Here is a 23,322-nt window from a genome sequence, read left to right as displayed (position 1 = left end):
CGTGAAACTCCGCAAGGTGCGCGGCGCCAACCCGACCACCTACCGAACCCCGGACGGCTACCAGGTCACTAAGAACGGCATGTCCTGGACCATCACCGCCCCCGGCGGCGGCCGGCTCACCCCGGCCAGCAGTCTCGACTTCGTTCGCCAGCGGATCGCCGCCGACCGTGCCCGCCAGGCCGACGTCCTCAACGCCCCCTACCAGGGCAGGCTCACCAGCGAATGCTGGCCGGGCGTCACCATCCCGGAAGCACCCTGCCGCCGCGTCGAGCACGCCGGCGGCTACCTGCATTTGATCAGCCTGGCCTCCGAACTGCGGTGCGCCGTCATCGGCGGCACGGCCGTCCGAGCGCGGCTCACCGCCGACGACGGCACCGTCATCTACGACTCCGAGGCGCGCATCGACCGGGCGCCCCGTTGCACCGGCTGCCGCCTTGGCCCCTGCTCCACTCCCGAGCAGCATCGCCGGTTCTTCCACCCGGCCGAGGACGAGCAGTGGCTGCTCCCGCCCCGCCAATAGATCGGAGCCCGCCCATGATGCATGACGTTCACCCGGCCCTGTACGAGGCCGCAACGTCCCGCCTGAGCGCCGCCGCCGGCGTCACCGGGATCACGGCCACGCCCCGCACCGACCGGCGCGGCGGCAACTACATGGCCGCGCTCATCCACCTCGACGCCGGCGAGGGCCTCAAAATCCTCCTGGACGTCGACGACACGCAGGCCACCGCCGACGACCGATACCTGCTCACCGCCTGGCAGCACCGGCGCGGCAACCTGTGGGACGTCGCCGCGACCAGCTTCCGCATCTTCGGCCGCTACCTCCGCCTGGATGAGCTGCCGCTGGCCTTCGAGGCGGTCCTCTACCGAGCCCAGCACCACCCCATTTCGCGCCAGGAGTCGACGGCGCTGCTCGGCCGTCCCTGGTACGTCACCGCTCTCAAGTCGCTGCAGGAGCGGAGCGAATGGTGACCGATGAAGCCCATCACCTCGCGTGGTACCAGAGGACGCTGGAGCCGTATATCGACGCCGTCACTGCCCAGGCCGGGATTCGCACTGTCGACATCAATTTCGACGACCAACACACTCGCCGCGTGATCCTCGGCATCGGCTCCGATCAGGAGGTCATCGTCCTGGAAAGCGAGGACATGCGCCCTGGCGAGGAGCTGTTCCAGGTCATCGCCTGGAACAGACGGCGCGGCAACAACTGGCTGATCACCATGACCAGTCATGAGGTATGCGGCCGGGATGTGCCCGCCGCCGAGATCGGCCAGATCATCCTCGACGTCCTGGCCAAGGCGGGCACAGACCCGCTACCCGCTCGCGTTTCCCACGAGCTCACTGGCACTCCGTGGTTCACCCGCGCTTTCCTGTCGCTCCTGCCGCGAAAGGTCACCGGATGACCGACACCACGTGGCGGTACGGCATGAAACTGGCCGACCACCCCGGCCCCGGCGGCACCGCCCAGGGCTTCAGCCGCCAAGGCTGCATCAACATGCTCGGCCACGGCATGACGAGCATGCACCGCGCCACCGGCTCGTGCACGTGCGGCCAGTACCGCAAGGACCGGCTGCCCCGCCAGGTCGACCCGAAGCGGTGGTGCCAGCCGTGCAAGGACCTGCAGGCCGCCAAGGACCTGCTCACCACCCAGACGAGCGTCACCTACCTCGACCGGGTCTGGTACTACCAGGAGGAGTCCGCAGATGGACGATAGGAACGTAGCCGTCTACCGCGCCACCGCCCCCGCCGTCCTGGACCGCTGGCAGGAGATCGGCAACGCCTTGGAGCGGTGGCGGACCGAGATCATGGCCGTGTTCACGGCAGAGGGACTCAGCGACGACGACATCACCGCCGGCGATGTCGACGGGGCCATCCTCGGCGCCCGCCACGACGGCGGGCCCGTCCCGGAGGGATGGCGCATCCGAGGCGGGCACCTCGTCCCACACCGAGGCACCCGCAAGGGCAAGCAGATCGCGGAGCGTCTCAACGCGATCGTCTACCCGGACCCGCGCGTCCTGCCGGGCATGCCGAAGTTCGCCCGCCGCGCTGGCGGCGGCCCGAAGCTCCTCGTCGGCGTGGAGCGCATCGGCGACGCCGTATACGCCCGGTGGGCGCGCCCCATCGAGGAGGACCGGATCGACAAGGCGCTCTGGCAGCGCATCAAGCTGTCGGAGTATTACTGCGCGGTGGAGGCTGCACAGGAGCAGGAGGCGCGGGCATGAGCCGCACCGCCACGTTCGCCGCCACCCTGGCCGCCCTGTACGCCGCCCACGAAGTCGGCGACCACTGGGTGCAGACCCACACCCAGGCGTGCACGAAAGGTGGTCGTGGCGACCAGCAGCGGGCCGGGCAGCTCGCCTGTGCTCGACACGTCGCCACGCTGACCGCCACCAAGGCCGCCGTACTCGCCATCACGGCAGTCGTCACCAAAACCCGACTGCCTCTCGGCCGCACCCTGCTCGCCCTCGGCCTCGACGCCACCTCCCACTACGCCATCGACCGAAGGTGGACGCTCGCCGCGTTCGCCGACCGGACCGGAAAGGCCAGCTTCTACCAGCTCGGCCAGCCCCGGCCAGGTCGCGACGATAACCCCAGCCTGGGCACCGGCGCCTACGCCCTCGACCAAGCCGCGCACACCGCGTGCCTCTGGGTGGCAGCGCTCATCATCGCCAGCGGCCAAGAACTCCTCCCGGATGGAACGACATGATCAGTCCGCCATTCAATGCCGACCCGGTCCCTTTCCCCGAGAGGGACGGCATCCCGATCACACGCGACACCAACGCGACGCTGCTCGCCCTGGGCCACCATGAAGCGTCCGCCATCACGGCCGCCGGCGGCAAACTGCCGCTGAAGGACGGATACGTGGCCGTCGACTCCACCGAGTGGACGATCGAACACCTGTGGGCGGTTCGGCAGCCCAAGTGCGACAGCCCACCTCAGGCCGATGGCAGCTACTGCACGGACGACATCGTGCACCAGATGCTGCACGACCACGATCCCGACCCCGACCACCTCCGGATCGACGTGGGGGAGCTCTGGGGCTACTACACCGCCGACACCCCCGGCGCGTTCCCCGTCACCCGCGCCACCGCCTGGAGCATTCTTCTCCCCATCCCGGACGAACTGCTGGCCAACCTGCCGGAGGAGTTCTGATGCGGCTGTGCGAAGAGCACCAGAAGCTACTCCCAGATGGCGCCATCCTGCAGATTCGGGACGTTCACCGGGGCGAGGTCAGCGTGGACGTCCTCACCATTGACGGCAGAACGGTGCTTCGGGAGGCAATCGTCCCTCTCGTTGATGTCCGGCTCGACATTGGCGAGGCTGTCATCTTCCTGCACAATCCCCAGCCCGGCACCTTCTGGCAGGAGTGGCAGCTGGTAGACGAACTTGGCCTGTTCCAGCGGGCCGTCCACGGCAGGGCCCCCCAACCGATCGCGGTGCGTCCCTGCCAGATCATGCTCAACGGCACGGTCCCGCTCTGGTGCCTACTCACCCGGGAGGAAGAGTTCCGGCTCGATAGGGCGTGGCCCGACGGCGGCCGGATCGTCGTGGCGGCCAGCACTAGCCCCGACGGCACCGGCCGCCGGCTCTACACCTTCGACGCCGCCTCGATCGCGAGCTACCGGACCTGGCCGTTTCTCGACCAGCTCCCCGTTCCCCCGGAGCACCTTCTGCCATGACCACCACCATCACGATCCCCGCCGGCGCGGCCCAGCTGCCGCGCTGGCGGGGCCTGCTCGTCCCGTACGTCACCGAGTGGACCAGCCACGGACAGCCCATGTGGCCGACCATCACCACGCCCGAGTACGGGCCCACCAAGTCCTGCACCTGCCGGCCCGGCCACGGCGAGCCGCTGTTCACCGAGATCTGCGGCGCCCGCCTACGCGAGGCCGTCACCCGGCAGCTGTGCCAGACCTGCGGCCATCACGTGCCCGGCGACGACATGGTGTTCCTCGGCGGGCACGGCTCCACCGTCTACGCCAACGCCGCCATGCACGCCGACTGCTGCCGCTACGCCCTGCAGGTCTGCTCCGGCCTGCTCAAGGCCATGCCAGAAGACCGCTGGTACGTGGCCGCCGCCGTCGGCTACACGATCCTGCTCCAGGTGAAGGACGTGGAACGGTTCGTGCCCGCCGACGAGCGACACCTGCACGACGGGCCCGTCACCCACTGGTACCCGCGCCCGGTCATCACCTCCTACACGCGAGCCGCCGACTGGCTCGCCGAACAGGCCAGCCGGTGAGCGGCATGGTCGGACGCTTCTACCTCGACCCCGGAGACCGGCACCGCCGCTTCGACCCGCCCCGCGAGGTCATCGTCCGCACCCGCTGGGGCGCGGGCGGAGGGCCCCGGAACGTGGCAGTCGAGGTGCTCCCCAGCGGCCATATCGAAGTCATCCCGTTCCCGCGACGCCTACGACGGCCAGGAGAATCTATGCGCGCAAAGCAGGCTCGTACCGCCCTTAAGGCAGCGATCGAAACCCACTTCAACACCGGCAACGGCCGTGACGATGTCGCGCAGGCGTTCCAGCTCGGCGACGACGGCATGTACGAGGCGCTGGTCCGGAAGCTCGGCCGACACTGCGACACCGCCGAGCAGGTCGACGCGGTCATCGCGGCTGTGGCCGCCAGCATCGACGACGGCCTGGCCGACTGGCTGACCGAGAACGCTGAATCGCCGATCGGCTGGCTGTACGGCTGTGCAACTGAGCATCTTGACTCCGGCGCCCTGGCCAGGAACCCGCTGTGACGCGGGCCGCCAAGACCGACGACGTGCCGCCGGTGGCAACCGTCGGCGAGCTCACCGAGCAGCACCTCGGATGGAGGGTGCGAGTGCCCGACACGAATCCGACCATCGCCCGGCGCTACCTCGACCTGATCGATGTACGGCACTGGGAGTACAAGGAAACCGCCTACTCCGGTCTGACGAGCACAGAAGGGCAGGACCGAGGGTGGGCCGGCACCGAACACACCTACCCCAGCTCCACCCCCTGTGAGCTGGTACAGAAGGTGAAGGTGAAGCCGCTACGGCGAACTCCTCGACGAAGGAAAAGCTGACTGATGCCCGGCCGTGACCGCATCGTCGCGGAGCTGTGCGCCGCCCGCATCTGGCAGGCGTGGGACGCCGATGACCCCGACGCCGTGACGACACTGGTGTGCGAGGTCACCGACGCCAGCGAGGAGAGCATCGACCTGGTGTGCGGGCTGCTGCACGTCGGCGCCCAGCTCCGGAAAGCGGCCGTGGCCGGGCAGCTCGACACCTACCGCGAACAGCACCTCGGCGCGCTCCTGATCGCCGAGGCCACCACTGAGGACACCCCAGATGGACCGCAAGCCTGAGCGCGGTGTGCTGCCGTGCCACTGGTATGAGAACCCCGACTATCCCGGGGAGCGCTTCCTGGTGCCGTGCTGCCCAGAACGCGTCCAGGACCTGGACGCCGCCTGCACCTGCGAGCTACCCGTCCAGGAGCTGGAGCGACTCCGGGCCGAGGCGGCCGACCAGGAGCGTCGGCTGCGTCGGGCAATGCTGGAGCGCGAACACTACGCCCGCGCCCTCCTGCAGCTGCCCGACGGCCACGCGCTGCTCGACCGCGCGCACCGCAGCGCGGCCGACGATCCGAGGATGCCGCCCCGATGAAGCCCGCGCCCAGCGAGATCCGGACCTGCCGGCACTGCCACGCCCCGCTGCTGCTGGCGCGGCTGGTGCTCGCGCCCGGCCGGTGGCGGTCCATCACCATCTACGCCGATGCTGACCCGCTGCTCGGGACGCTGGCCTGCTACCGCAACCGGCACCGGGTGTGGGAGGCCCGCGCGCTGGAGCCCGGCGAGCGGCCCCGCCGCGACGAGTCGATGCATATGGAACACCCCACCTCCTGCCCGAAGAAGCCGCCCACCGGGGCGGCCGGGCGGCCGCAGGAACGCGCAGCGCGGCCGCTTCCCGAGGGCGTCATCTCACTCGACCAAGCCCGCCTGAAGCGCGCTCAGCGCCGCACGCAGGGCCGCTGACCGAAGGACTCCACTCATGGCCATCACCAGACAGCTCCTGGACGCCCTCCGAGGGCACTACCACAAGCCGGGCCAGCTCGGCCACGACGGCGACATCCTGCTCCCGGAGGTGACCGCCCCCGGCAGCAACCGGCGCTGTGACCTGCTCCGGGTCGGCGTCTGGCAGTCCCGCGGGCTCAGCATCGACGTGCACGAGCTCAAGACCAGCCGCTCCGACTGGCTGCGCGAGCTCGACAACCCGGCCAAGGCCGAAGCGTGGTGGCCCTACAGCTCACGCTTCTGGATCGTCGCCCCTCCGAAGCTGATCCAGCCCGAGGAGCTGCCCACGGGCTGGGGGCTGATGGAGCCGCCGACAGGCGCTGGGCGGCGCCGCTTCAAGATGGTGGTCAAGCCCGCCGAGCGCGCCCCCAAGCTGACCATGCAGCTGCTCGCCGAACTGCTCGGCCGGGCCGCGAACATGTACGCCGCCGACCTGCAGCGGATGCGCATCGACCACAGCAACGAGCTGTTCCAGCAGAAGCAGCGGCTGCGCGCCGAAGCCGGCCAGACGCGTCTCGACCCGCGCACCCAGGAGACGTTGGAGATCCTGGACAAGCTGGAGGCCGCCATGGGCATGCGCCTCACCATCTGGCGGCACGGCGGCGACGACACCGTCACCGTCGAGCAGTTTGCCGCCGCGTTCGCTGACTTCGCTCGGAAGCATGTTGCCCTGCAACGTCGCGCCGAGGATCTGGCCCAGGTGGAGAAGCGTCTGCAACGCGCTCTGGCGACTGCTCAGGAGGCTCTGGGCTCCCCGTCCGCTGCCCTCTTCTGATTGCTCAGGTGTCGGGCGGGGCCGGGAACAGCCGACTGCCTAGCAAGGCACTCACTCCCGAGCGCGACCCCCTTCATATCAACCGCGGGCCTTCTGCGAGCGCCGCGGCGCGTTCCATCCGCGCCCGGACGCGAGCCCGCACCAGCGATCTCAGGCGTCGCTGCTCATGATGATCAGCCACATCGGCGATCTCAGGAGGTTCTTTTTCCGTTGCCCACAGCGTCTGCCGGATGGCTTGCTCAGCGGCCGCATCGGCCCGTATCCATCTCCCCGGGTCCGGCTCTGCGGGCGCTTGAATCCGTCTCTGTGGCTGCTTCTGCAGGGGGCGTGAGGTTTCAGCAGATGTTCGCAAGGCGGTATTTGCCGCTTTCCTTTTCAATTCGGCTTTCGCCGCCCGATACGCCTCATTGGGGCCGGTCGGGCGCACGGCATGTTCCGCTGCGGATGGTTGCGCATCCAGGCACCCCTCAGGAGAGATGGTGGGCGGGCGATGACCAGCCGCCTCGGCCATCGCCTTCCATTCTTGGCGGCGCTGCTGTTGTTCGGTGCGTAGGTGGGCGGCGATCGCTGTTGCCTGTTGTGAGGGTGGGTTGTGCAGATGCGGGTGCCGGTGCCAGGGGGTGAGGCGGTGCCTTATCCAGCCGGGGATGTGCCGGAGTTGGCTGGTGCTGGTCCAGGTGTAGGTCCAGGGGGTGTCGTCGGGGCGGTTGTCGAGTGCGTGGATGATGTCGCGAGGGGTCCATCCTGCGTTGAGGAAGGGTTTGAGGAGCCAGCGCAGGTACCAGGCGGTGATGCGGCGCAGAGCAGGTAGTTCATGGCGGAGGCGTTCGCAGGCTTTGAGTCGGTCTCGCTTGGTCCGAGGCGTGGCGGTGAGAGGCCATGACGGCGAGATACGCATTTGATCATGGTGAGGGGGCCGTGTCTCGCGTGTGCGCGTGGGACTGTCTGTTTCTCCCCTAGGGGGAGAAACAGAGGGGGGTTCAGTTGTGTGTCTGGCCTGGCTGGGGGGCTGGGCTGGGGATGTGGGCGTGCGAGGGGCGCAGAGCAGCCAGACGGCTGCGCGGTTGCCCAGGCCGTCGTCGTCCAGACCTGCTCTGGTGCCTTTGCGGTAGCGCGGGGTGGTGCCTTCTTCCACGGTGCCGAGCCAGCCGCGGCAGCGGAGCCATCTGATCCACCGCTTGACGGTAGGGGTCGACAGGCCGGTCCGTTCGACGATGCGGTTGATGGTGGGGCGTGAGCACATCGTCTGCCAGTCGGCGTGCCAGCTCACCACGTTGGCGATGCGGAGCAGGTTGGAGTAGCCGTCGCGGCGTAGTGCTTGAACGTGCCCATCCTGACGCAGGGCACGCAGCCATGCTTTCTGGGAGGTGGCGCGGCGCATCCCGCGTGGCACCGCGGCCGCGATGAGGGCCTGGCGGGGCAGGTCGTGGGGCAGGGCGCGGCCGGGCCTGATCGACACACCGGACAGCACGGTCCAGCGCACGCCGGCGCGGTGTCGGGGACCGGGTGTTTGAGGCGTTCCTGTCCGGCACGCCATCGTTTGTGTTTCGGGGCATGCTGGCATGACCCCTTGTCCGCCGGATACCATGGCGGAGCCTCCTCAGCGCGGGGGACCGCAAATCCGACCAGGCACGTGGCAGGTGCCCAGTCGGCGATTACACCTGACGGATCACTTCGTCGCTCAACTCTCTACGCCGGCCAAAGCACTAGAGAGCTGGGTTGAGGAGTGGCCGACAAGGTTTCTGCAGAGCCAGGCGCTGCCTGGCTGCCTCGTGTGCATGACCTCCTTCGGCGCCTACCTAGTAGTTTCGATGAACAGTTTCATCAGGTAACTCCTAGGGCGGATGCGACTCCGCGAGCCAGGGTTTCGATGATGTTCGGAACGTAAAAAATCACGCCGATCGTGACGGCCACAACGAGAAACTGCACGAACCGCGTTATCTCGCGAGTGAAAAGAAAAAACAGCGCGATCACAGATACGACCACCAGGAAGAGCGGCCCGAAGAACTGGCGGATGAACTCAGCGAGGCCTTGCGTGTTGAGCTGCTCAGGTGGTGCGCTTTGCAGAAACTGGACGAGCGCATGACCAGCGGTCATTGAACCCCTCCCTGTTGCGATCCTGTTTTCGCCGGCAATGTACAGGGCATCCTCGGCAGCCATTCAGGCGATGCTGGAGTAGACGGCTCCGCAGGCGAGCATCCCCAAGGCCGCGCCCGCCAGCACTTGAGCAGGCGTGTGTTGCTCAAGTTGCACGCGTGACCAGGCGACCGCCGCAACCGCGCCCACCATCGCAAGCACCAGATAGGGGTGTGCCTGCAGCGCAATCGCCAGCATCGCAGCACTGCCGGCGGTTGTTGCCGCATGAATGCTGATATCCCAGCGAGCGGTAATCGGCATGATGCCGATCAGTACCGCCAGGAATGCCGCCCCCGCCGCCAGGACCTGGTTGGGCGCCCCCCCGATAATCAGGATGAATAGACCAGTAATCAGGCAGGCCAGGGCGGTCAACGTCTGGGGGAGCCCCTTGCCTCGCCGCGAACTTTGTGGGCGACGTGCGAGCCAGCGGGAATGCAGTAGAGGCAGGAGTCCGGTGAACGTTGCCGGCACCAGACCCCAAGCCGCGCCGACGCCACCTCGCGCGTGCCAGCCGATGACGATGGGGATAGCGATCGCCAGTGATGTCGGGGCAAAAAGGCGGGATATGAGGCGGGCACCGGCCACAGCCTGAAAGGCGCTCATGAGCATGGAATCCGTCTCGATTCAGGGGATGCGGGCCACGGCGCCGTACATGCCGGTGGCGCGCGGTTCGGCGGAGACCGCGGCTGGGCTCGGACGCCATTGAGAGATAGAGACGATGCCGGGATCCAGCAGATCGAGACCGGCGAACATGGGGCGTAGCTGATCGAGCGTGCGCAGGTCCGGGATGGGAGTCAGGTGACCACAGAGGTCCTTGACCCTGATCAGGTCGGCGAGCGGCAGGTGATCGTGGGTGATCTGCATGATGGCCAGTCGGCTGTTGGGCGCCAGAGTATGCCGCAGCTGCTGGGGCACGCTGAGGTGCCGGTCGCCGGTGAGGTTGTGCAGACACCCGATGAGGAGTCCGATAGGCGCTTCCCGATCGAGGAAGGTGGAGAGGAGCGGATCGCGGAAGAGCCTCGACAGTTCCCGGACGTCGCCTTCCATGATGCGAACCCGGTCGCTGTCCGGCTCGATGGTCGCGCGCGCAGCAGCCAGCACCAGGGGATCCGATTCCGCATACACCACGCGGGCGGTGGGGAGCCGCGCGTGGGCGATGTCATGCAGTCGCTGGCCGGGAGGCAGGCCGGTGGGAACCCCCGTGCCGAGGACGACGATCTGGTCGACGCCCTCCTGTACCAGGTGCCTGATGACGCGCTGGTAGAAGCGGGGGACGGCGTGCATGGACCTGAGGGCGGTGCGGCTGTCCGTTTCCGTGATGAACTGGAGAGCCAGCTCCCGGTCCGCGGCAAAGTTGTTTTTTCCGCCGAGCGCAGCGTCCAGGATACGCTCCAGCCGGGGACGGGCCGGGTCCAGGGCGGTCAGGTGGTGCATGGCGCGCACGGAGTCCCAAAGTGGCGGCGCCGAGGTGATCAGCATGGCGGGTATCCAGAGGCCGAGGTTGTCGCCGGCGAGGAATCAAGCTGGAATCGGCAGCTGGACCGGCGACCACTGGGCGTGCTGGTCACGCTGTAGTCATCACACAGCGCGCTGATCAGCATGAGCCCGAATCCCGTGTCGTCGACGAGGCGGGGCGGAAGGGGCGCATCAGGCTCACCCTCATCCAGCACGGTGGCCGTGAGCATGCCTGATTCGATCTGAAGGTGCACGACGATGAAGTGTCCTTGCTGGCCGGAACGGCTGTGGAACAGGGCGTTGCTCACCATCTCGGACACGCATGACAGCAGGTCACCGACCCGAGGCCAGCCGATCAGCGCTGTCCGGCGAATGAATGCGGTCGTAAACGCTCGGGCGGTGGGCACGCTGGAGAGCCCGCCACTCAGGCGGGCCCGCGAGGTGATCCCGTCGGCTGGTGATGCCGCCCCGCCGGCGGCGAGCAGGGGTGGAGCTGTCGCACTGTGGCCCATGCGGTCCCTCTCATCTCTGCCGTGTGCTCTGTGGCCCAGTTCTCAGATGGAGTGCCGGCCGAGCCGCTCGACGGAACCTCGTGCTCGGGCCAGGGATGACTGGCAACAAGGTTCGCCCCGCCCTCCGACAAGCTCCTGTGAGCCCGCAATATATTGGCGACTTTTCAGGGTTTTCCACCAATCTATTGGTTCCTCAAGATGTCCTGTCAGAGAGAGGGATGTCAAGATCTCCCACCCATGTATTGTTGGCAGCGCGCAGCGGACGCCATATATTGGCGGTGTCTCCAGGCATGGAAGAAGGGCCAGGACGTGGACGACACACACACTGGACAGGCGGAGGAGCTGCAGATCACCGCAGCAATCCGGAGGCGTATCCAGCGGGAGATCACCGACTCGGGTCTGCAGGACCCTGACATTGCCGAGCGCACCGGCCTCAGTGCCAGCCAAGTCGGCAGGATGCGCCGCGGCGAGGCCGACAACCTCACAGTCAAGTCGCTGGTTCGGCTGAGCAAGGCGTTCGGCAAACCGCCGGAGTACTGGCTGAGCGGCCAAGCCGCCGAACGCCCAACGGACAACCAGCCCGACAAGCCTGAACACGAACTGCTGGCCAGTTCCGGCATCCAGTCGGTACTGCTGCGAGGCGTCTTCGACCTCGACCAGCAAGCCCAGCTGGAGATCGTGCGTTTCGTCGACTCTGTCCGCCGGCTCAGGGGCATGACGGAGGTTGCCGGTGACGCCGATGACTGAATCCGATTGCCGGGGCCAGCGGGCGGATGCGGCAACAGCAGTTTCGGATCCCTACTCACCGGGGGTGGTGATATGAGGTTGGCACGCCGCGAGCGCTCTGCCGCCGAGCGGTTACGCCGGGAGCACTCGACGCTGTTCCGCCGGCTCCCTGACCCGTTCCACATCCCTACGTTCTGTGACGTAGTCAGTGATGTGGTCGGACGCCCGGTATCCGCCCACCCCTTCGCCAAGGGCACCTTCACACGGTTTGATGCCTGTGGCGTCAATGGAATCTGCGTACGCGCCGACGATGAGTTCATCATCGGATACGCGGGGTACGTGCCGGTCTTTCACCAGGTGGTGATCACCTTGCACGAGGCGGCGCACATCGTGTGCGGCCACCTGCAAGACATCGACCCTGGCGCCGGCCTGACAGGAGCCATCGAGATCGGCACCCCGCTCGGCAACGACTCTGCGCCTGTCCGGCAGGTTCTCGGCCGCAGCGATTTCCGCGGCCCGCAAGAGCAGACAGCCGAGACGCTGGCCATTCTGCTCGCTGACCGAGTACGCCAGGGCGCCTTGCGCAGCACCGACCCCAGACGCGTTGCCGCGCTGCGCGAGTTCGTCGGCCCCCTTCGCAATCCGTTCGGCTGAGCCGGGCTGACGATCACCGATGACCAACGGCATCGTGGCGATATGCCTGGTCACTATGTCCATCGTGGCGGTGATCAGGATGCCGGGGATGCGGCACTCTCCGGTCCATCTGATGATCTGGCTCGCGCTTGTCTCCGGTTCGATCAGCGCCAGCATCGGCCAGCCCGCAGCACGAGCCTGGTTGTTCGAACTCTCCGGCCAGCACTGGGTGGCGCTGGCGTTGGAAATGGTGCTCGCGCTGGTCACCATGGCCGCCGTGCTCAACTGGCTCACCCTCGCCGAGTCAGCCGGCCGACGGCGACCGCAACGGCATCGGTTACGCAGCGCCTGGGTCCGGACCGGCATCATCGCTGTCACCGTCACCGTGACGGCCGCCGTCAACAACCTTGAGACGGTCTCGACCTATACGGCCATCGGCAACGACCAGGGATCACTCGCTCAGATCATCTGCGTGAGTCTCTACGAAGGCAACATGATCTACACCTTCGCGCAGACGACGGTCATGTTCTTCGCGCTGGGCCGCGCAACAGCCTCTCGCTGGACCCGCTACATCCTCTACATGATCGCAGTGTCCACCATCGGGTCGCAGGGCCGCTCCATCTACACCATGGTCTACCTCCTGTTGCCGAGCACGGCTCTGCCTCCCTGGTCGACACCACTGAGCGCCACGATCAACCTTCCCTCCAACGCGGTGGGCTGCGTGGGGATCGCCCTTCTGGGCTCTGCCGGGGCGATCCAGTGGTTTCGCACCCGCCGGGATCTGCGGGCGATCACCCCGTTGTGGCAGGCGATCCGTGCGGCCTATCCCACCGTGGTCCGAGTTCCTGACAAGCTGCCCACCGGCCCCCGCCTCGTCGCGGCGGTGACCGAGATTCATGACGCGCTGAGCCGCCTGGCAGGTTGGAAAGGCTCGCCAGCGATACTGCGCAGCGCACGCGAAGCCGCTGCTCAGGCCGGCGTGCCCAGCCACCGCGTCGAGGCTGCCGCCCAGGCCGCCTGGATCGCCCAGGCCCTGCGCACGCGTCTTGACACCTCCCAAACCGAGCACACCGCGTGGACCTACGGCGCCTCCGCCGATGACGACATGGCCGGCGGCGTCTCCTGGCTGGCCCAAGTCGCTCATGAGTTCCAGCACAACCCCTTCGTCGACACCTTCGCCTCCCGCACCACCCATTCGTCCGCGCCGACCGGCACCTGATCAGCCAACCGCCCAGGGCGAAGCATCATCGGTGACTTCACAACCAGCTCCACCCCCCACCCGCCTGCAACATCCCGCAACTTGGGGAGGCATCATGACTGTCGAATCCAGCACCTGGCCGTGGGTAGATCTGCCGCCCGGGCCAGACGGCACCCCCTCACCGGCAGTGACCCGCCGGCAGGAATCAGCGCCCATAGCACCGGTGCGCATGCCGAGCGGTGACCAGGTGCCGATGCTCGTCCGCTATGACGACGTTCGAGCCATGCTCGCCTGCCCGGCCAGCAGCCGCATCTTCAGCGAGGACGACCCGGTCATGGTGGCCGGCATGTCCTCCGAACGTGTGCCCGACGTCCTGCTCAACATGGACCCGCCCGAGCACACGCGACTGCGCCGCCTCATGCAAGGCCCGTTCTCCGTCCGGCAGAGCGAACAGTGGCGCACGCACATTCGCACGATCGCACATGACCTGATCGACCACTTCGGCAGTCCGTTCGATCTCGTGGCGGACTACGCCATGCCGCTGTCCTCGCGCGCGCTGTGTCGAGTTGTTGGCATACCCGCCGACGATTACGGCCGTTTCCATCGCTGGACGACAGCGTTCCTGTCCACCAGCGACGCCAGTGCCGAGACGCGCGCCGCCACGTTGGCCGCGCTGGTCGACTACGCCGCCACCCTGATCTCCCGGCGCCGCGAAGCTCCAGGGGAGGATCTGATCGACCTGATGATCCAGGCCCGCGATCAGCAGGACCGGATGAGCGAGGGCGAGCTGGTCAACATGCTGCTGATGCTGATCGTGGCCGGCCACGAAACGCTCACACTCATGATCAGCCGCACCGTCTACCGGCTGCTGCGCACCAACACCTACACCGAGTTGGTGCGCAATCCCTCGCTGATCGGTCCGGCAGTGGAGGAAGCGCTGCGGTATGAGGGGCCTGGCGCCAACGGGGTACTCCGGCGGGCCCGCGAGGACATCACCCTGCCGTCCGGCAAGCTCCCCGAAGGCAGCGTCGTGCTGGCCAGCCCTTCCGCCGCAAACCACGACCCTCACGCCTTCACCAACCCAGCCCGCTTCGACATTCGCCGCTACACCGACTCGGCCACGCGTGCTCACCTGGCCTTCGGCCATGGACCGCACTACTGCCTGGGCGCCAACCTCGCGCGCATGGAGCTGCAAGAAAGCCTGCGGGCTCTGCTTGACCGGCTTCCTGCCCTACGGCCCGCCATAGACCTGGATGAGGTGCCGTGGACGGTCGAGGCGACCACTCACCGCCCAGTGAAACTGCTCCTCCGCGGAGAGCCCGGGGTTCCCTCCGCGCAGCCCTAGACCCATGAGGCAGGCACGGCGCCTCGCTCTGGTGGGCGAGGCGCCCTCCACGGGATCGACCGGCCCTTTGAGCGTGAACGCCTCGCTCGCAGGCGGGCCCGTCAGGACGCGGACGTGGCGTGCGATCCGGATGTCGATGTGGGCAACTACGTCGAGGTCGGTACCGGCGAGGGTGTGGAGGGCGCGGTGCTCGGGTTGGGAAGCTCGCCGGGGACGGGCTTGGGCTTGCCAGAGAGACAGGAGTCGACGAAGAACTCCTTGACCTGAGCGCGCCACTGGGCGGTGAGGTGCCCGGTGTCCGTGTCGGGGGGCATGTCCTTGCTGGCGCCGCTGCCATCGAAGGCGCGCTCGCACCGCGCCTTGTCGATCTTCGCCTCCTGTGAGTACAGCAGTTTGTAGGTGTCGACGCCTCGGCCAGCGGATTTGCGCAGGTAGCTCATGCGCTCGTCGACATTACCGTCGACGCCTGCACCCGCTTCGCCACCCATGTGATGCTGCTGTCGCACCAACTCGGCGAGCATGACCTGGACGACACGGCCCTCCACTCGGGTCCGTGTAACCAGCCCCAAAGTAGCTCTCTGTAATCGCGCTCACGGATTGCGGTTAGGCGGCGCTCGGGCTTGTTTCATAAGCGGCCACCTATGAAACACCCGGCTCAGCCGATCACAGCCAGGGCGAACAGTGTTTCATGGGACGTTGCAAACGCTGTTCCTGATGAAACAGACTTATGAAACACTCGCGGGGTGAGCGATGACGACTTCCTGCGCGTGGAGGCCCACGACTGCCCGATGACCTCGTGCGCGGCTCCGGCCGGGTCGCCCTGCCGTACGGGCCGCGGCAAGGTCGCGGCGCAGTACCACACGGCCCGCTTCCGGCTCGTGCCCGATCTGGCCAAGTCCCTGGCCGTGGCGGTCCCGGCGGTGCGTAAGCCCGGCACGACGTGGAAGGCCCTGCCACGTCCCGCCGCGGCCGGCGCCCAACCGGCGGGGCACGCGCGCATCGGCTACGCCCGCGCCTCCACCGTCCGCCAGTCGCTCGACACCCAGCTGGATGCGCTCAAGGCCGCCGGCATCACCCGCGTCTTCGCCGAGAAGATCTCCACCCGCGCCACCGTCCGCCCCGAACTCGAGCGCGCCCTGGTCCTGGCGGCCGAGATGCGCGCCTCTGGCCTGGCGGTCACCCTGGTCGTGCACGAGCACAAACGGCTGGGCCGCGGCATCGAACTGGCAGCCCTGGCCGAACAGCTCCGGGCCGCGGACATCGGCCTGGAGTTCCTGTCCGGCGAACTGCAGGGCAGCCACGACCCGACCGGGATCGTCTTCACCGTGCTGGCGGCGCTGTCGGGCATGGAGCGCGAGTACATCCGCGACCGCACTCTGGAAGGCCACGAGTCGGCCCGCACCCGCGGCAAACACATCGGCGGCACCGCCGTCACCGACGAATCCATGCTGTCCATGGCGCTGCACCTGCGCGGCCAGAACCTCAGCCTGCGCGACATCGCCGCCCGCCTGGTCATCACCCGCGGCAAGAAGAAGGGCCAGCACCCGTCCCCGGCCACCGTGCTGCGCATGCTCCGCGACCACGACGAAGCGTCCGTGCCTGCCGTGCAAGGGTCCTGAACTGGAGAGATAGCGCTCGTTTGGGGCTGGTGACACGTTCGTTAACGACACCCCGACACGGGCCGCGTGCGAGCGGGCCGCCGGCCTGTCCAAGACGCTGGAGCGGGCACTGGCGGCAACGCGCGGCCTGGAGCTGGGGGTTGAGCAGCATAGTTAGGTCAACATGTTGCTGATTCGCTGGCGGTGCGCGTTCAAGAGCTGCAGACTTTCTCCCCGGGTCGCACAGATCACTGACAAGTGGGCGAAGGCCACGTTGTAGGCGTCGACGTGGGCCGGGTCGGACAGCAGCCGGTCCCCGATGATGCTGTGTTCGTGCACGATGTCGGGGGCGAACGGCTCAGCAAAGCGCAGCAGGGTGAATGGGCCGGTGGTGGGCACGGCGACAGGCGCGTCAAGCGGGAGGACCTGCACGGTGACGCTCGGCCGTTTCGCGACCTGGAGAACGTAGTCGAGCTGGGCCAGTTGCGTGCGGGAGTCGTTCGGGCGTCGCAGCAGTGCGCCCTCGTCCACGATGGCCCAGAGCCGGGGCGGATCTGGGCGCTCCAGCATGTCCGGGATGTGGTGGGTCCAGCTCTGGACACCGTCAGCCGCCAGACTGCTGGTGCTCCCCACTGCGGGGCTGAGGTGGTTGGCCTGGAGCAGAGCGGGGATCTGCTGGCCGTGATAGGTGCGCAATAGCACGGCCTGTTGCTGCAGACCGCGCACGGCGGCGTAGGGGAGCGGGACGCCTGGGTGGTCAAAGTCGTCCGGGTCACGCTCGGCGCGGGCGAGTGACAGGACTCGCTCGCGCTGGTGGAAGTCCTGCACGCCATAGACGGTCAGCAGCTGTTCCACCACGACGGTTGGGATCGCAGATTGGCCCGTCTCCAGGTCTTCGACGGAGAGGTCTGTCGGCACCCTGCTGGACGTGAGTGCCTGCCGCACCTGCTGTGGCGACAGGCCGGCGGTTTGCCGAAGAGCGCGCAGCCGGGCGGCCAGTGTGGCGCGCTGGCTTGGCGTGAGCGACGCAGGATGCGCAGGCATGGGCGGGGGCGAGAGCAGGGACGGCGGCTGGTCGGCACGCAGGGCCAGCTCGTAGACGATTTTCAGGGCCGTCATCGACTCCGGCGACAGGCTCTCGGCGAGTTCCGCCGTGGCCGGCAAGCCAAGGGCCGGGCCGAGCTGGTTCGGCAATGACTCCTCGCCGATCAGCCAGCCCACGCTGACCTCGAGATACGTGGCGATCGCGCGCACCACGGCCAAGGTCGGGTTTACCTGCTTGCCGCTCTTGAGCTGGCTGACGTAGGCGCGCGTGATGGGGATTCCCGCCTCGGTGACGGCGGCGGCGAGCTGCGTCGCGGTGCAGCCGCGCCGGCTCATCGCGAGCGTCAGACGGTCCGCGAGATTCGCCACGTCCTGGTCCCTCCTCGACGAGCACCGGCTACGGCCTCTCTCCGGTGACCTCCGCTGATCACTTCACGGTCGCGCACGAGCCTAGCAACCGGTCACAGCTCGGCCGAGCCCCATCTGTCTCCACACAAACGAAAGTAACAGTTGACACAGAACACGCCATTCATCAGGATCATCTCTCGCGCACGTAACTGTAACTTACGTATCCGGGCAACTGTGGCGCAGGAGGGCGGAGAAGATGACGATCGGCCCGGCACACCAGTACGGGCCCCTTCCGGGGCACGACGGCATCGAGGCGGGGACGCTTCGCGGGCCGATCGGCGAACACGCGGTGATCCAGCGCATCTGCGCCCGGCTGATGCCGCCCGGCACCCGCATCGAGGTTGCCCCCGGGCCGCTGGGCGGTTCATGGGTGAGCGTCGTCGTCCCGCCGCGGATGTCGGCGTGGCCGGTGCATCAGCGGATCGCCCGCCAGCTGGCGCTCGTGGGCTGGCATGCGCAGGTGACCAGCACCCAAGTGGTGATCCTTGGCTGGAGCGCACCGGCGCTTCAACACCGCGCCCGGCTGATGCAGACCGCGCTTACCCGGCGTCTGACCGACATCCGCCTGACGGCGAGAACGGCTGTGGATCTCACCCTCGCCCTCGCCGCCGATCCGGGCGCCGCCCGAATGGAGCCCTGGGGCCGGCACGCCAGCCGCGGGCGAGGGCCCGTCGAAGCCGATCATGCAGGCGCGATCGCTGAGCGGGTCTGCCGGCATCTGTGCACGGTGCTGCGGTGGCCGCATCGGCTTGCGGATCTGGACGGCTTCGAGCGCACGTCGCTCCTGCACGAGCACCAGCTGCTCATCGCACAGGTGAGCGGCCTGGAGGACAAGTTACGCCGGGCGTGCCGCGACCATCTGATCGTCAGCCGTCTGCTGGCGCTCGCCACGTGGGAGCACCTGGGCGAAGGGCTGCTGCCGGCCCGGGCCGGTCAGCAAGCTCTGGCCCAGGCGCGCCCCCTGCTGCGGGCCAGCGAGCTGGCGGCCGGTACCGGCTGGCCCGCGCCCAACTCGCACCAAGGGCGATCGGCCGGACTGACCGAGCGACACGTGGGGGCCTGTGTGCCCAATCAGAGCTCGACAGCTCCGCTTGACGGCTGCTGCTGAGGGCGCGGGGGCACCATGAAGGCGACCACACCACAGGCCTCCGGCCGCATCCGCCCGCGCCACAGTCACGCGCGCCGTCCTGCTGGAGGGCTTGCGCTGCTGCGACTGATCGCCGCGGCGGTGACGGCGCTGGTGATGGGCGACAGCATCGCCACCACCTTGGCCTTGCCCGCGCTGGCTGATGACCCGCTCACGAGGGCTGTCCCGCTGACGCAGCTGAGCTGGCTCACCACCGTGAACTTCGCCGCGACCGCCGCATTGCTGGTCACAGGTGGACGGCTGGCCGATCTGCTGGGGCGCCGCGCTGTCCTGGCCTGCGGTCTGGCCCTGTTCGGCGTCGGCGCTCTCGCGGCTGCCTTCGCGCCCCTCTGGCCGGTGCTGGTTGCCGCCCGGCTCGCTCAGGGGGTCGGCGCGGCGCTGATGATGCCGGCCTCGCTCGGGCTGCTGCTGAGCCGCGTCAGCATGGCCGCACGCGCCGGCGCCCTGGCGCTGTGGGCGGGGGCCACCAGCGGCGGAACCCTGCTGGTCCATGGGTTCGGTGGGCTGGCGCTGACCGAGTACGGGTGGCGCGTGCTGTATCTGCCGGCGGGGCTGCTGGCCATCGCTCTGCTGCTGCTGACCGCCGCGCTGCCCCGCTCCTCGGCATCCCACCGGCTGATGCCCGATGTGCTCGGGGTGGTGGCGCTGGTGAGCGCCACCACCGCACTGGTGCTGCTCATCTCTCAGGGCGGTGTGTGGGGCTGGACCGCCCCGCCCACCTTGGCCACGCTTGCCGTTACGGCGGCTGGCGCTGCCGTGGCCGTCACGCGCTCGCGACGGCACCCTGCTGGGGCGGTCGACCTGGCGCTGTGGCGGCGGCCGGGGTTCGGGTGGGGCAGCCTGGCCTCCCTGCTGTACGGCGTGATGGCCTTCCCGGTCCTCATCTTGGCGCCGCTGGTGCTCAAGGAGCTCGGCTTTGGGCTGGTCGAGGCCGGGCTCGCGCTGGTGCCCATGTCGGTGGCGGCCATCATGGTCAGTCCGCTGGCCGCCCGCCTGGCGCGGCGGGCCGGAGCCTGGTGGCCGATCTATGTGGGCGCCTACGTGAGCGCCGCTGGCTTCCTGATGCTGATCATTGACGGCGATCCCGCACTGCTGAGCGCGATCGCGCTCATCCTGCTCGGCGCCGGATTCGGCGTCATCAACACGGCCGCCACCATCGCCGGCATCGGCAACGTCGACAAGGGGCAGCAGGCCGCCGCGGTGGGATCCATCATCACCGCGCGAACTCTCGGCGGGGCGCTGGGCCCGGCGGCCGCGGCCGCCCTGCTCGCCCAGTCCCCAGGCGGCCCAGCGGTCTCCTACCGCGGCGTCCTGGCCGGTTGCATCGTTGTGGCGATCGTCGTCACGGGCGGCGCGTTCATTCTGGCCATGCGCCAGGCCCGTCTCGCTCGCACCCACGCCGCCGCCATCGGCATCACCGCTGCCAGCGGCTCCACCCATGTGCCGCAGGACACACCCGCCGAGCTCGTGAATTTAGAGGACGAACTCGCCCGGCTCCAGCAGGTGCTGCTGCACCAGCGCGACCGTTTGACCGCCATTGCGCGGGCGGCGGAGTCGGAACTGGCGGCCCTGACCGCGCCGGTCCCACCGGCCCCGTCCCGGTCGATCCCCGCCCTGTCACGCTCATCTTTCCCTACTCCGCCCGGCGTCCAGCGTGGCCACGGCGCGCACCGTGCCGTTCCCGCCGCGCCCGCCGCCGCGCCCGCCGCCGCGGCCGCGCGCCGCGTCGGGCCCGCGCCCCTCACCACACTGCCAGGAGGCCAGCCGTGACCCCGATCACCTCCATGACCGCTACGCCCGCCCCAGCACAGGAACGCTACCTGCAGCCCTACCTGGACTCCCGACCGGACACTGTGCCGGACGTCGCCGGGGACGCACGTGTTTGGCCCGGGCCCGGGACTGACACCCTGCCGCTGCTCAGTGTGGCCAACATCCGCTCCATGGAGCGGCTGCGCTTCATCCACGATCAGGCCTTGCAGGGCATCGCTGAGATCACGCAGGCCCTGGACCTGTGAAGGCCCAAGCGTCCCGCCCATCACCTCACCGCCCGATCGGAGAAGCCGGTGCCCGTTCACTCCCTGCCCCTCGCCACCGCCCAGCCGCCACAGGAGCTCTCCCAGCCGCCTCTGCCAGGGTTCGACCTCGCGAAGCGAGCGCACCAAGCCCTCCATCAGCCCGCCCCTCACCAGGGCGGCGCATCCTCTGGGAGCCTCGCCGGACGGGTGGCCGTGGTCAGCGGCGCGGCCCAGGGAATCGGTGCCGCGGTGTGCGCCCGCCTGGCCGCTGACGGCGCCACCATCGCCGCACTGGACGTCGATGAGCACGGCTTGAAGGAGTTGTCCGCCACCGTCCCCGATGTTCTCGCCCAGATCTGCGATGTGCGAGACCCGCGAGCGGTCCAGGCCGCGATCAGCCACGCCGAACGCGACGCCGGACCCATCGCAATCGCGGTGAGCGTGGCCGGCGTGCTGCGCAGCGGCCCCGTCACAGCGTTGACCGAACCGGACCTGCGCGAGCTGTTCGCGGTCAACACGATGGGCGTGATCCACCTCTGCCAGGCCGTGACCGGCCTCATGATCAGCCGCCGCGCCGGAGCCATCATCACCGTGGCCTCCAACGCTGCCCACGTGCCCCGCATCGGCTTGGCCGGCTACGGCGCGTCCAAGGCGGCCGCGCTCGCCTTCACCCGCCATCTCGCTCTGGAAGTGGCCGAGTACGGCATCCGATGCAACAGCGTCTCGCCCGGCTCGACCGACACCCCCATGCTGGCCATGCTCACCACTCCTGAGCAGGCCATCGCAGGTGACCCCGCCCGTTTCCGGCTCGGCATCCCGCTGCGCCGCATCGCCCACCCCCACGACATCGCTGACGCCGTGGCGTGGCTGGCCTCCGACCAGGCCCGGCACGTCACCATGCAAGACCTCGTCATTGACGGCGGCGCCAGTCTGACCGGCTGATATGCCGCCCCGGCCGGCCGCCTACCGCCGCCCGGCTGTGGCCCAGGCACCGCCCTGGATCGCACCCCTGTTTGCACCGTGAGAAAGAAGCTCCTCGCTCATGTCGTCAACCACGTGGCCGCTCATGCCCCTGCAGGCACCGCTGAGCCATGACATGCCCACGCCCCGCATCCTGAACGGATACACCCCCTCCACGCTGCTCTTCGGCGCTCCCACGCACACCCTGCTCGCCGCTCCCGACGCTGACCGGCCGGTCCTGACCGGATCCCTGCGGAGTCTCGCTGGGCAGGTGCGGACCACACTCACCGAGCCGTCTCAGGTCGCCGCTGGCGCGATCTCCTTCGACGGCCGCCGTTCGCGGCTGATCGTCTCCTCCACCCCGCGCTGGCGTGCTCCGCTGCTGGTCCCGCGATGCTTCCGCTGCCGTCACCCGGCCTGGACGGTGCGCGACGATCCGCCCCCGGAGGATTACCACAAGAGCGTCCAGCAGGCCCGCGACATGATCACCACTGGGGCGCTGGACAAGCTGGTGCTCGCCCGGACCCTGCTGCTCGCCGCCGACCACCCGCTGGACGTGGCGGAGCTGCTGGCCCACCTGCCCGGCGCGGGCCCCCACGTGTTCGCCGCACCGCTCGGCGACCAGCCCGCACACCCCGGCGGCGAGCTGCCCCACCAGGCAACCAGCCAGGGCGCCGGTGACCAGGGCACGCTCATCGGCGCCAGCCCCGAACTGCTGGTCTCCCGGCACGGCCGCATGGTCACCACCAATCCGCTGGCGGGCTCGGCGCCACGCGCCCTCGACCCAGCCACCGACCAGGCAAGCGCTCACGCACTGCAGAACTCCCGCAAGGACCGGCACGAGCACCGGCTGGTCGTGGAGGCAGTCGCCGACGCGCTCGCCCCGCTGTGCAGCCAGTTGCACGTACCTGACCGGCCGCAGGTGATGGCCACCACAACCATGTGGCACCTGTCCACGCCGATCACCGGGCTGGTGCGTGATCCGGCCATCTCCAGCCTGACTCTGGCCGCCGAACTCCACCCCACCCCGGCAGTCTGCGGCACCCCGACCCGCCTGGCCAGCAGCCTGATCCCCGAGCTTGAACCGGTCGAACGCGGCTACTACGCCGGCCTGGTCGGCTGGCAAGACGCGGCCGGCGACGGCGAATGGGCCCTGGCCCTGCGCAGCGGCCTCGTCGTCGGCGACACCCTGCGGCTGTTCGCGGGCGCGGGCATCGTGGCCGACTCCGACCCCGATGCCGAGCTCGCCGAGACCAGCGCCAAGTTCGGCACGCTGCTGCGCGCCCTGCGCATCCCGATCGACCTGTAGATGCTGGCCGCCTGCGCCAG

Annotated in this window: 32 protein-coding genes; 25 read left to right on the top strand and 7 right to left on the bottom strand. The window is 68.7% G+C overall.

Features of this window, described 5'->3' with window-relative positions:
• Nucleotide 1: 1 nt before the first annotated feature.
• The 15 genes from AB0G11_RS26950 (at nucleotide 2) to AB0G11_RS26880 (ending at nucleotide 6,816) form a co-directional block, all read left to right on the top strand.
• Nucleotides 2-520: a hypothetical protein gene (locus AB0G11_RS26950; RefSeq protein ID WP_357589112.1), complete on the top strand. Its 519-nt coding sequence runs from the start codon at nucleotides 2-4 to the stop codon at nucleotides 518-520.
• Between the two features lie 14 nt (nucleotides 521-534).
• The gene (locus tag AB0G11_RS26945) at nucleotides 535-969 is read left to right on the top strand and encodes a hypothetical protein (protein WP_357589110.1); all 435 of its coding nucleotides are present in this window, start codon (nucleotides 535-537) and stop codon (nucleotides 967-969) included.
• Nucleotides 963-1,400 (top strand): hypothetical protein, encoded by a 438-nt coding sequence (locus AB0G11_RS26940; RefSeq protein ID WP_357589108.1) that lies wholly within the window; start codon nucleotides 963-965, stop codon nucleotides 1,398-1,400. The genes AB0G11_RS26945 and AB0G11_RS26940 overlap by 7 nt, the downstream gene beginning before the upstream one ends.
• Complete coding sequence (locus tag AB0G11_RS26935) at nucleotides 1,397-1,711, top strand: hypothetical protein (protein WP_357589106.1); 315 nt, start codon at nucleotides 1,397-1,399, stop codon at nucleotides 1,709-1,711. The genes AB0G11_RS26940 and AB0G11_RS26935 overlap by 4 nt, the downstream gene beginning before the upstream one ends.
• Nucleotides 1,701-2,219: a hypothetical protein gene (locus tag AB0G11_RS26930; RefSeq protein ID WP_357589104.1), complete on the top strand. Its 519-nt coding sequence runs from the start codon at nucleotides 1,701-1,703 to the stop codon at nucleotides 2,217-2,219. Before AB0G11_RS26935 ends, AB0G11_RS26930 begins: the two co-directional genes overlap by 11 nt.
• The gene (locus AB0G11_RS26925; protein WP_357589102.1) at nucleotides 2,216-2,704 is read left to right on the top strand and encodes a DUF3307 domain-containing protein; all 489 of its coding nucleotides are present in this window, start codon (nucleotides 2,216-2,218) and stop codon (nucleotides 2,702-2,704) included. Before AB0G11_RS26930 ends, AB0G11_RS26925 begins: the two co-directional genes overlap by 4 nt.
• On the top strand, nucleotides 2,701-3,150 hold the full coding sequence (locus AB0G11_RS26920) for a hypothetical protein (RefSeq protein ID WP_357589100.1): 450 nt from the start codon (nucleotides 2,701-2,703) through the stop codon (nucleotides 3,148-3,150). The genes AB0G11_RS26925 and AB0G11_RS26920 overlap by 4 nt, the downstream gene beginning before the upstream one ends.
• Nucleotides 3,150-3,677, top strand: coding sequence for a hypothetical protein (locus AB0G11_RS26915; RefSeq protein ID WP_357589098.1), 528 nt, complete (start codon nucleotides 3,150-3,152; stop codon nucleotides 3,675-3,677). The genes AB0G11_RS26920 and AB0G11_RS26915 overlap by 1 nt, the downstream gene beginning before the upstream one ends.
• Nucleotides 3,674-4,240 carry a hypothetical protein gene (locus AB0G11_RS26910; protein ID WP_357589096.1) on the top strand — a complete coding sequence of 189 codons (567 nt, stop codon included), beginning with the start codon at nucleotides 3,674-3,676 and terminating at the stop codon, nucleotides 4,238-4,240. Before AB0G11_RS26915 ends, AB0G11_RS26910 begins: the two co-directional genes overlap by 4 nt.
• Before the next feature lie 191 nt (nucleotides 4,241-4,431).
• The gene (locus AB0G11_RS26905; RefSeq protein WP_357589094.1) at nucleotides 4,432-4,746 is read left to right on the top strand and encodes a hypothetical protein; all 315 of its coding nucleotides are present in this window, start codon (nucleotides 4,432-4,434) and stop codon (nucleotides 4,744-4,746) included.
• On the top strand, nucleotides 4,743-5,054 hold the full coding sequence (locus AB0G11_RS26900; protein ID WP_357589093.1) for a hypothetical protein: 312 nt from the start codon (nucleotides 4,743-4,745) through the stop codon (nucleotides 5,052-5,054). The genes AB0G11_RS26905 and AB0G11_RS26900 overlap by 4 nt, the downstream gene beginning before the upstream one ends.
• A gap of 3 nt (nucleotides 5,055-5,057) precedes the next feature.
• Nucleotides 5,058-5,336 carry a hypothetical protein gene (locus AB0G11_RS26895; RefSeq protein ID WP_357589091.1) on the top strand — a complete coding sequence of 93 codons (279 nt, stop codon included), beginning with the start codon at nucleotides 5,058-5,060 and terminating at the stop codon, nucleotides 5,334-5,336.
• Complete coding sequence (locus AB0G11_RS26890) at nucleotides 5,320-5,634, top strand: hypothetical protein (RefSeq protein WP_357589089.1); 315 nt, start codon at nucleotides 5,320-5,322, stop codon at nucleotides 5,632-5,634. Before AB0G11_RS26895 ends, AB0G11_RS26890 begins: the two co-directional genes overlap by 17 nt.
• Nucleotides 5,631-6,002, top strand: coding sequence for a hypothetical protein (locus AB0G11_RS26885; RefSeq protein WP_357589087.1), 372 nt, complete (start codon nucleotides 5,631-5,633; stop codon nucleotides 6,000-6,002). Before AB0G11_RS26890 ends, AB0G11_RS26885 begins: the two co-directional genes overlap by 4 nt.
• A 16-nt stretch (nucleotides 6,003-6,018) precedes the next feature.
• On the top strand, nucleotides 6,019-6,816 hold the full coding sequence (locus AB0G11_RS26880) for a hypothetical protein (protein ID WP_357589085.1): 798 nt from the start codon (nucleotides 6,019-6,021) through the stop codon (nucleotides 6,814-6,816).
• Nucleotides 6,817-6,889: 73 nt separating this feature from the next.
• Here AB0G11_RS26880 and AB0G11_RS26875 read toward each other — a convergent pair whose 3' ends face one another.
• The 5 genes from AB0G11_RS26875 to AB0G11_RS26855 all read right to left on the bottom strand — a co-directional run bounded on the left by AB0G11_RS26875 (nucleotide 6,890) and on the right by AB0G11_RS26855 (nucleotide 10,919).
• Nucleotides 6,890-8,299, bottom strand: a complete 1,410-nt coding sequence (locus AB0G11_RS26875) for a hypothetical protein (protein WP_357589083.1) — start codon at nucleotides 8,297-8,299, stop codon at nucleotides 6,890-6,892.
• Nucleotides 8,300-8,640: 341 nt separating this feature from the next.
• On the bottom strand, nucleotides 8,641-8,913 hold the full coding sequence (locus AB0G11_RS26870; RefSeq protein WP_357589152.1) for a hypothetical protein: 273 nt from the start codon (nucleotides 8,911-8,913) through the stop codon (nucleotides 8,641-8,643).
• Nucleotides 8,914-8,976: 63 nt separating this feature from the next.
• A complete protein-coding gene (locus tag AB0G11_RS26865) occupies nucleotides 8,977-9,561 on the bottom strand; it encodes a phosphatase PAP2 family protein (RefSeq protein WP_357589081.1) in 585 nt (194 codons plus the stop codon).
• Nucleotides 9,562-9,576: 15 nt separating this feature from the next.
• Nucleotides 9,577-10,431 (bottom strand): SAM-dependent methyltransferase, encoded by an 855-nt coding sequence (locus AB0G11_RS26860; protein ID WP_357589079.1) that lies wholly within the window; start codon nucleotides 10,429-10,431, stop codon nucleotides 9,577-9,579.
• Nucleotides 10,425-10,919 carry an ATP-binding protein gene (locus AB0G11_RS26855; protein ID WP_357589077.1) on the bottom strand — a complete coding sequence of 165 codons (495 nt, stop codon included), beginning with the start codon at nucleotides 10,917-10,919 and terminating at the stop codon, nucleotides 10,425-10,427. Before AB0G11_RS26855 ends, AB0G11_RS26860 begins: the two co-directional genes overlap by 7 nt.
• A 309-nt stretch (nucleotides 10,920-11,228) precedes the next feature.
• Here AB0G11_RS26855 and AB0G11_RS26850 point away from each other — a divergent pair, with 309 nt between their 5' ends.
• From AB0G11_RS26850 to AB0G11_RS26835, 4 genes are all read left to right on the top strand, one after another.
• Complete coding sequence (locus AB0G11_RS26850) at nucleotides 11,229-11,666, top strand: XRE family transcriptional regulator (protein ID WP_357589075.1); 438 nt, start codon at nucleotides 11,229-11,231, stop codon at nucleotides 11,664-11,666.
• Between the two features lie 72 nt (nucleotides 11,667-11,738).
• Nucleotides 11,739-12,299 (top strand): hypothetical protein, encoded by a 561-nt coding sequence (locus AB0G11_RS26845; RefSeq protein ID WP_357589073.1) that lies wholly within the window; start codon nucleotides 11,739-11,741, stop codon nucleotides 12,297-12,299.
• A 19-nt stretch (nucleotides 12,300-12,318) separates the two neighbouring features.
• The gene (locus tag AB0G11_RS26840) at nucleotides 12,319-13,497 is read left to right on the top strand and encodes an MAB_1171c family putative transporter (protein ID WP_357589071.1); all 1,179 of its coding nucleotides are present in this window, start codon (nucleotides 12,319-12,321) and stop codon (nucleotides 13,495-13,497) included.
• A 94-nt stretch (nucleotides 13,498-13,591) separates the two neighbouring features.
• Nucleotides 13,592-14,821 carry a cytochrome P450 gene (locus AB0G11_RS26835; RefSeq protein ID WP_357589069.1) on the top strand — a complete coding sequence of 410 codons (1,230 nt, stop codon included), beginning with the start codon at nucleotides 13,592-13,594 and terminating at the stop codon, nucleotides 14,819-14,821.
• A 146-nt stretch (nucleotides 14,822-14,967) separates the two neighbouring features.
• Here the strand turns inward: AB0G11_RS26835 and AB0G11_RS26830 are convergent, their stop codons facing one another.
• Nucleotides 14,968-15,342 carry a hypothetical protein gene (locus AB0G11_RS26830; RefSeq protein WP_357589067.1) on the bottom strand — a complete coding sequence of 125 codons (375 nt, stop codon included), beginning with the start codon at nucleotides 15,340-15,342 and terminating at the stop codon, nucleotides 14,968-14,970.
• Nucleotides 15,343-15,564: 222 nt separating this feature from the next.
• On the opposite strand from AB0G11_RS26830, the gene AB0G11_RS26825 reads away from it, so the two are divergent.
• Nucleotides 15,565-16,440 (top strand): recombinase family protein, encoded by an 876-nt coding sequence (locus AB0G11_RS26825; RefSeq protein WP_357589065.1) that lies wholly within the window; start codon nucleotides 15,565-15,567, stop codon nucleotides 16,438-16,440.
• A 153-nt stretch (nucleotides 16,441-16,593) separates the two neighbouring features.
• Here the strand turns inward: AB0G11_RS26825 and AB0G11_RS26820 are convergent, their stop codons facing one another.
• Nucleotides 16,594-17,832 carry a Scr1 family TA system antitoxin-like transcriptional regulator gene (locus tag AB0G11_RS26820; RefSeq protein ID WP_357589063.1) on the bottom strand — a complete coding sequence of 413 codons (1,239 nt, stop codon included), beginning with the start codon at nucleotides 17,830-17,832 and terminating at the stop codon, nucleotides 16,594-16,596.
• Between the two features lie 235 nt (nucleotides 17,833-18,067).
• On the opposite strand from AB0G11_RS26820, the gene AB0G11_RS26815 reads away from it, so the two are divergent.
• The 5 genes from AB0G11_RS26815 (at nucleotide 18,068) to AB0G11_RS26795 (ending at nucleotide 23,302) form a co-directional block, all read left to right on the top strand.
• Nucleotides 18,068-18,979: a hypothetical protein gene (locus AB0G11_RS26815; RefSeq protein ID WP_357589061.1), complete on the top strand. Its 912-nt coding sequence runs from the start codon at nucleotides 18,068-18,070 to the stop codon at nucleotides 18,977-18,979.
• A gap of 15 nt (nucleotides 18,980-18,994) precedes the next feature.
• Entirely contained in the window at nucleotides 18,995-20,788 is a 1,794-nt protein-coding gene (locus tag AB0G11_RS26810) for an MFS transporter (RefSeq protein ID WP_357589059.1), read from the top strand.
• Nucleotides 20,785-21,033: a hypothetical protein gene (locus AB0G11_RS26805; protein WP_357589058.1), complete on the top strand. Its 249-nt coding sequence runs from the start codon at nucleotides 20,785-20,787 to the stop codon at nucleotides 21,031-21,033. Before AB0G11_RS26810 ends, AB0G11_RS26805 begins: the two co-directional genes overlap by 4 nt.
• Nucleotides 21,034-21,240: 207 nt before the next feature.
• Nucleotides 21,241-21,975, top strand: a complete 735-nt coding sequence (locus AB0G11_RS26800) for an SDR family oxidoreductase (protein WP_357589056.1) — start codon at nucleotides 21,241-21,243, stop codon at nucleotides 21,973-21,975.
• A gap of 100 nt (nucleotides 21,976-22,075) precedes the next feature.
• Nucleotides 22,076-23,302: an isochorismate synthase gene (locus AB0G11_RS26795; protein WP_357589054.1), complete on the top strand. Its 1,227-nt coding sequence runs from the start codon at nucleotides 22,076-22,078 to the stop codon at nucleotides 23,300-23,302.
• Nucleotides 23,303-23,322 lie beyond the last annotated feature (20 nt).

It is taken from the genome of Nonomuraea sp. NPDC023979 (genome assembly GCF_040639085.1).
GTDB classification, from domain to species: Bacteria; Actinomycetota; Actinomycetes; order Streptosporangiales; family Streptosporangiaceae; genus Nonomuraea; species Nonomuraea ceibae.
This window is presented reverse-complemented; position numbering and strand designations above follow the sequence as displayed.

What these genes read in the sequence shown, in the direction of transcription:
- AB0G11_RS26945 (WP_357589110.1), top strand. Translation starts at nt 535, where the DNA reads ATGATGCATGACGTTCACCCGGCCCTGTACGAGGCCGCAACGTCCCGC.
- AB0G11_RS26940 (WP_357589108.1), top strand. Translation starts at nt 963, where the DNA reads ATGGTGACCGATGAAGCCCATCACCTCGCGTGGTACCAGAGGACGCTG.
- AB0G11_RS26935 (WP_357589106.1), top strand. Translation starts at nt 1,397, where the DNA reads ATGACCGACACCACGTGGCGGTACGGCATGAAACTGGCCGACCACCCC.
- AB0G11_RS26930 (WP_357589104.1), top strand. Translation starts at nt 1,701, where the DNA reads ATGGACGATAGGAACGTAGCCGTCTACCGCGCCACCGCCCCCGCCGTC.
- AB0G11_RS26925 (WP_357589102.1), top strand. Translation starts at nt 2,216, where the DNA reads ATGAGCCGCACCGCCACGTTCGCCGCCACCCTGGCCGCCCTGTACGCC.
- AB0G11_RS26920 (WP_357589100.1), top strand. Translation starts at nt 2,701, where the DNA reads ATGATCAGTCCGCCATTCAATGCCGACCCGGTCCCTTTCCCCGAGAGG.
- AB0G11_RS26915 (WP_357589098.1), top strand. Translation starts at nt 3,150, where the DNA reads ATGCGGCTGTGCGAAGAGCACCAGAAGCTACTCCCAGATGGCGCCATC.
- AB0G11_RS26910 (WP_357589096.1), top strand. Translation starts at nt 3,674, where the DNA reads ATGACCACCACCATCACGATCCCCGCCGGCGCGGCCCAGCTGCCGCGC.
- AB0G11_RS26905 (WP_357589094.1), top strand. Translation starts at nt 4,432, where the DNA reads ATGCGCGCAAAGCAGGCTCGTACCGCCCTTAAGGCAGCGATCGAAACC.
- AB0G11_RS26895 (WP_357589091.1), top strand. Translation starts at nt 5,058, where the DNA reads ATGCCCGGCCGTGACCGCATCGTCGCGGAGCTGTGCGCCGCCCGCATC.
- AB0G11_RS26890 (WP_357589089.1), top strand. Translation starts at nt 5,320, where the DNA reads ATGGACCGCAAGCCTGAGCGCGGTGTGCTGCCGTGCCACTGGTATGAG.
- AB0G11_RS26885 (WP_357589087.1), top strand. Translation starts at nt 5,631, where the DNA reads ATGAAGCCCGCGCCCAGCGAGATCCGGACCTGCCGGCACTGCCACGCC.
- AB0G11_RS26880 (WP_357589085.1), top strand. Translation starts at nt 6,019, where the DNA reads ATGGCCATCACCAGACAGCTCCTGGACGCCCTCCGAGGGCACTACCAC.
- AB0G11_RS26870 (WP_357589152.1), bottom strand. Translation starts at nt 8,913, where the DNA reads ATGACCGCTGGTCATGCGCTCGTCCAGTTTCTGCAAAGCGCACCACCT.
- AB0G11_RS26865 (WP_357589081.1), bottom strand. Translation starts at nt 9,561, where the DNA reads ATGCTCATGAGCGCCTTTCAGGCTGTGGCCGGTGCCCGCCTCATATCC.
- AB0G11_RS26860 (WP_357589079.1), bottom strand. Translation starts at nt 10,431, where the DNA reads ATGCTGATCACCTCGGCGCCGCCACTTTGGGACTCCGTGCGCGCCATG.
- AB0G11_RS26855 (WP_357589077.1), bottom strand. Translation starts at nt 10,919, where the DNA reads ATGGGCCACAGTGCGACAGCTCCACCCCTGCTCGCCGCCGGCGGGGCG.
- AB0G11_RS26845 (WP_357589073.1), top strand. Translation starts at nt 11,739, where the DNA reads ATGAGGTTGGCACGCCGCGAGCGCTCTGCCGCCGAGCGGTTACGCCGG.
- AB0G11_RS26840 (WP_357589071.1), top strand. Translation starts at nt 12,319, where the DNA reads ATGACCAACGGCATCGTGGCGATATGCCTGGTCACTATGTCCATCGTG.
- AB0G11_RS26835 (WP_357589069.1), top strand. Translation starts at nt 13,592, where the DNA reads ATGACTGTCGAATCCAGCACCTGGCCGTGGGTAGATCTGCCGCCCGGG.
- AB0G11_RS26830 (WP_357589067.1), bottom strand. Translation starts at nt 15,342, where the DNA reads ATGCTCGCCGAGTTGGTGCGACAGCAGCATCACATGGGTGGCGAAGCG.
- AB0G11_RS26815 (WP_357589061.1), top strand. Translation starts at nt 18,068, where the DNA reads ATGACGATCGGCCCGGCACACCAGTACGGGCCCCTTCCGGGGCACGAC.
- AB0G11_RS26810 (WP_357589059.1), top strand. Translation starts at nt 18,995, where the DNA reads ATGAAGGCGACCACACCACAGGCCTCCGGCCGCATCCGCCCGCGCCAC.
- AB0G11_RS26795 (WP_357589054.1), top strand. Translation starts at nt 22,076, where the DNA reads ATGTCGTCAACCACGTGGCCGCTCATGCCCCTGCAGGCACCGCTGAGC.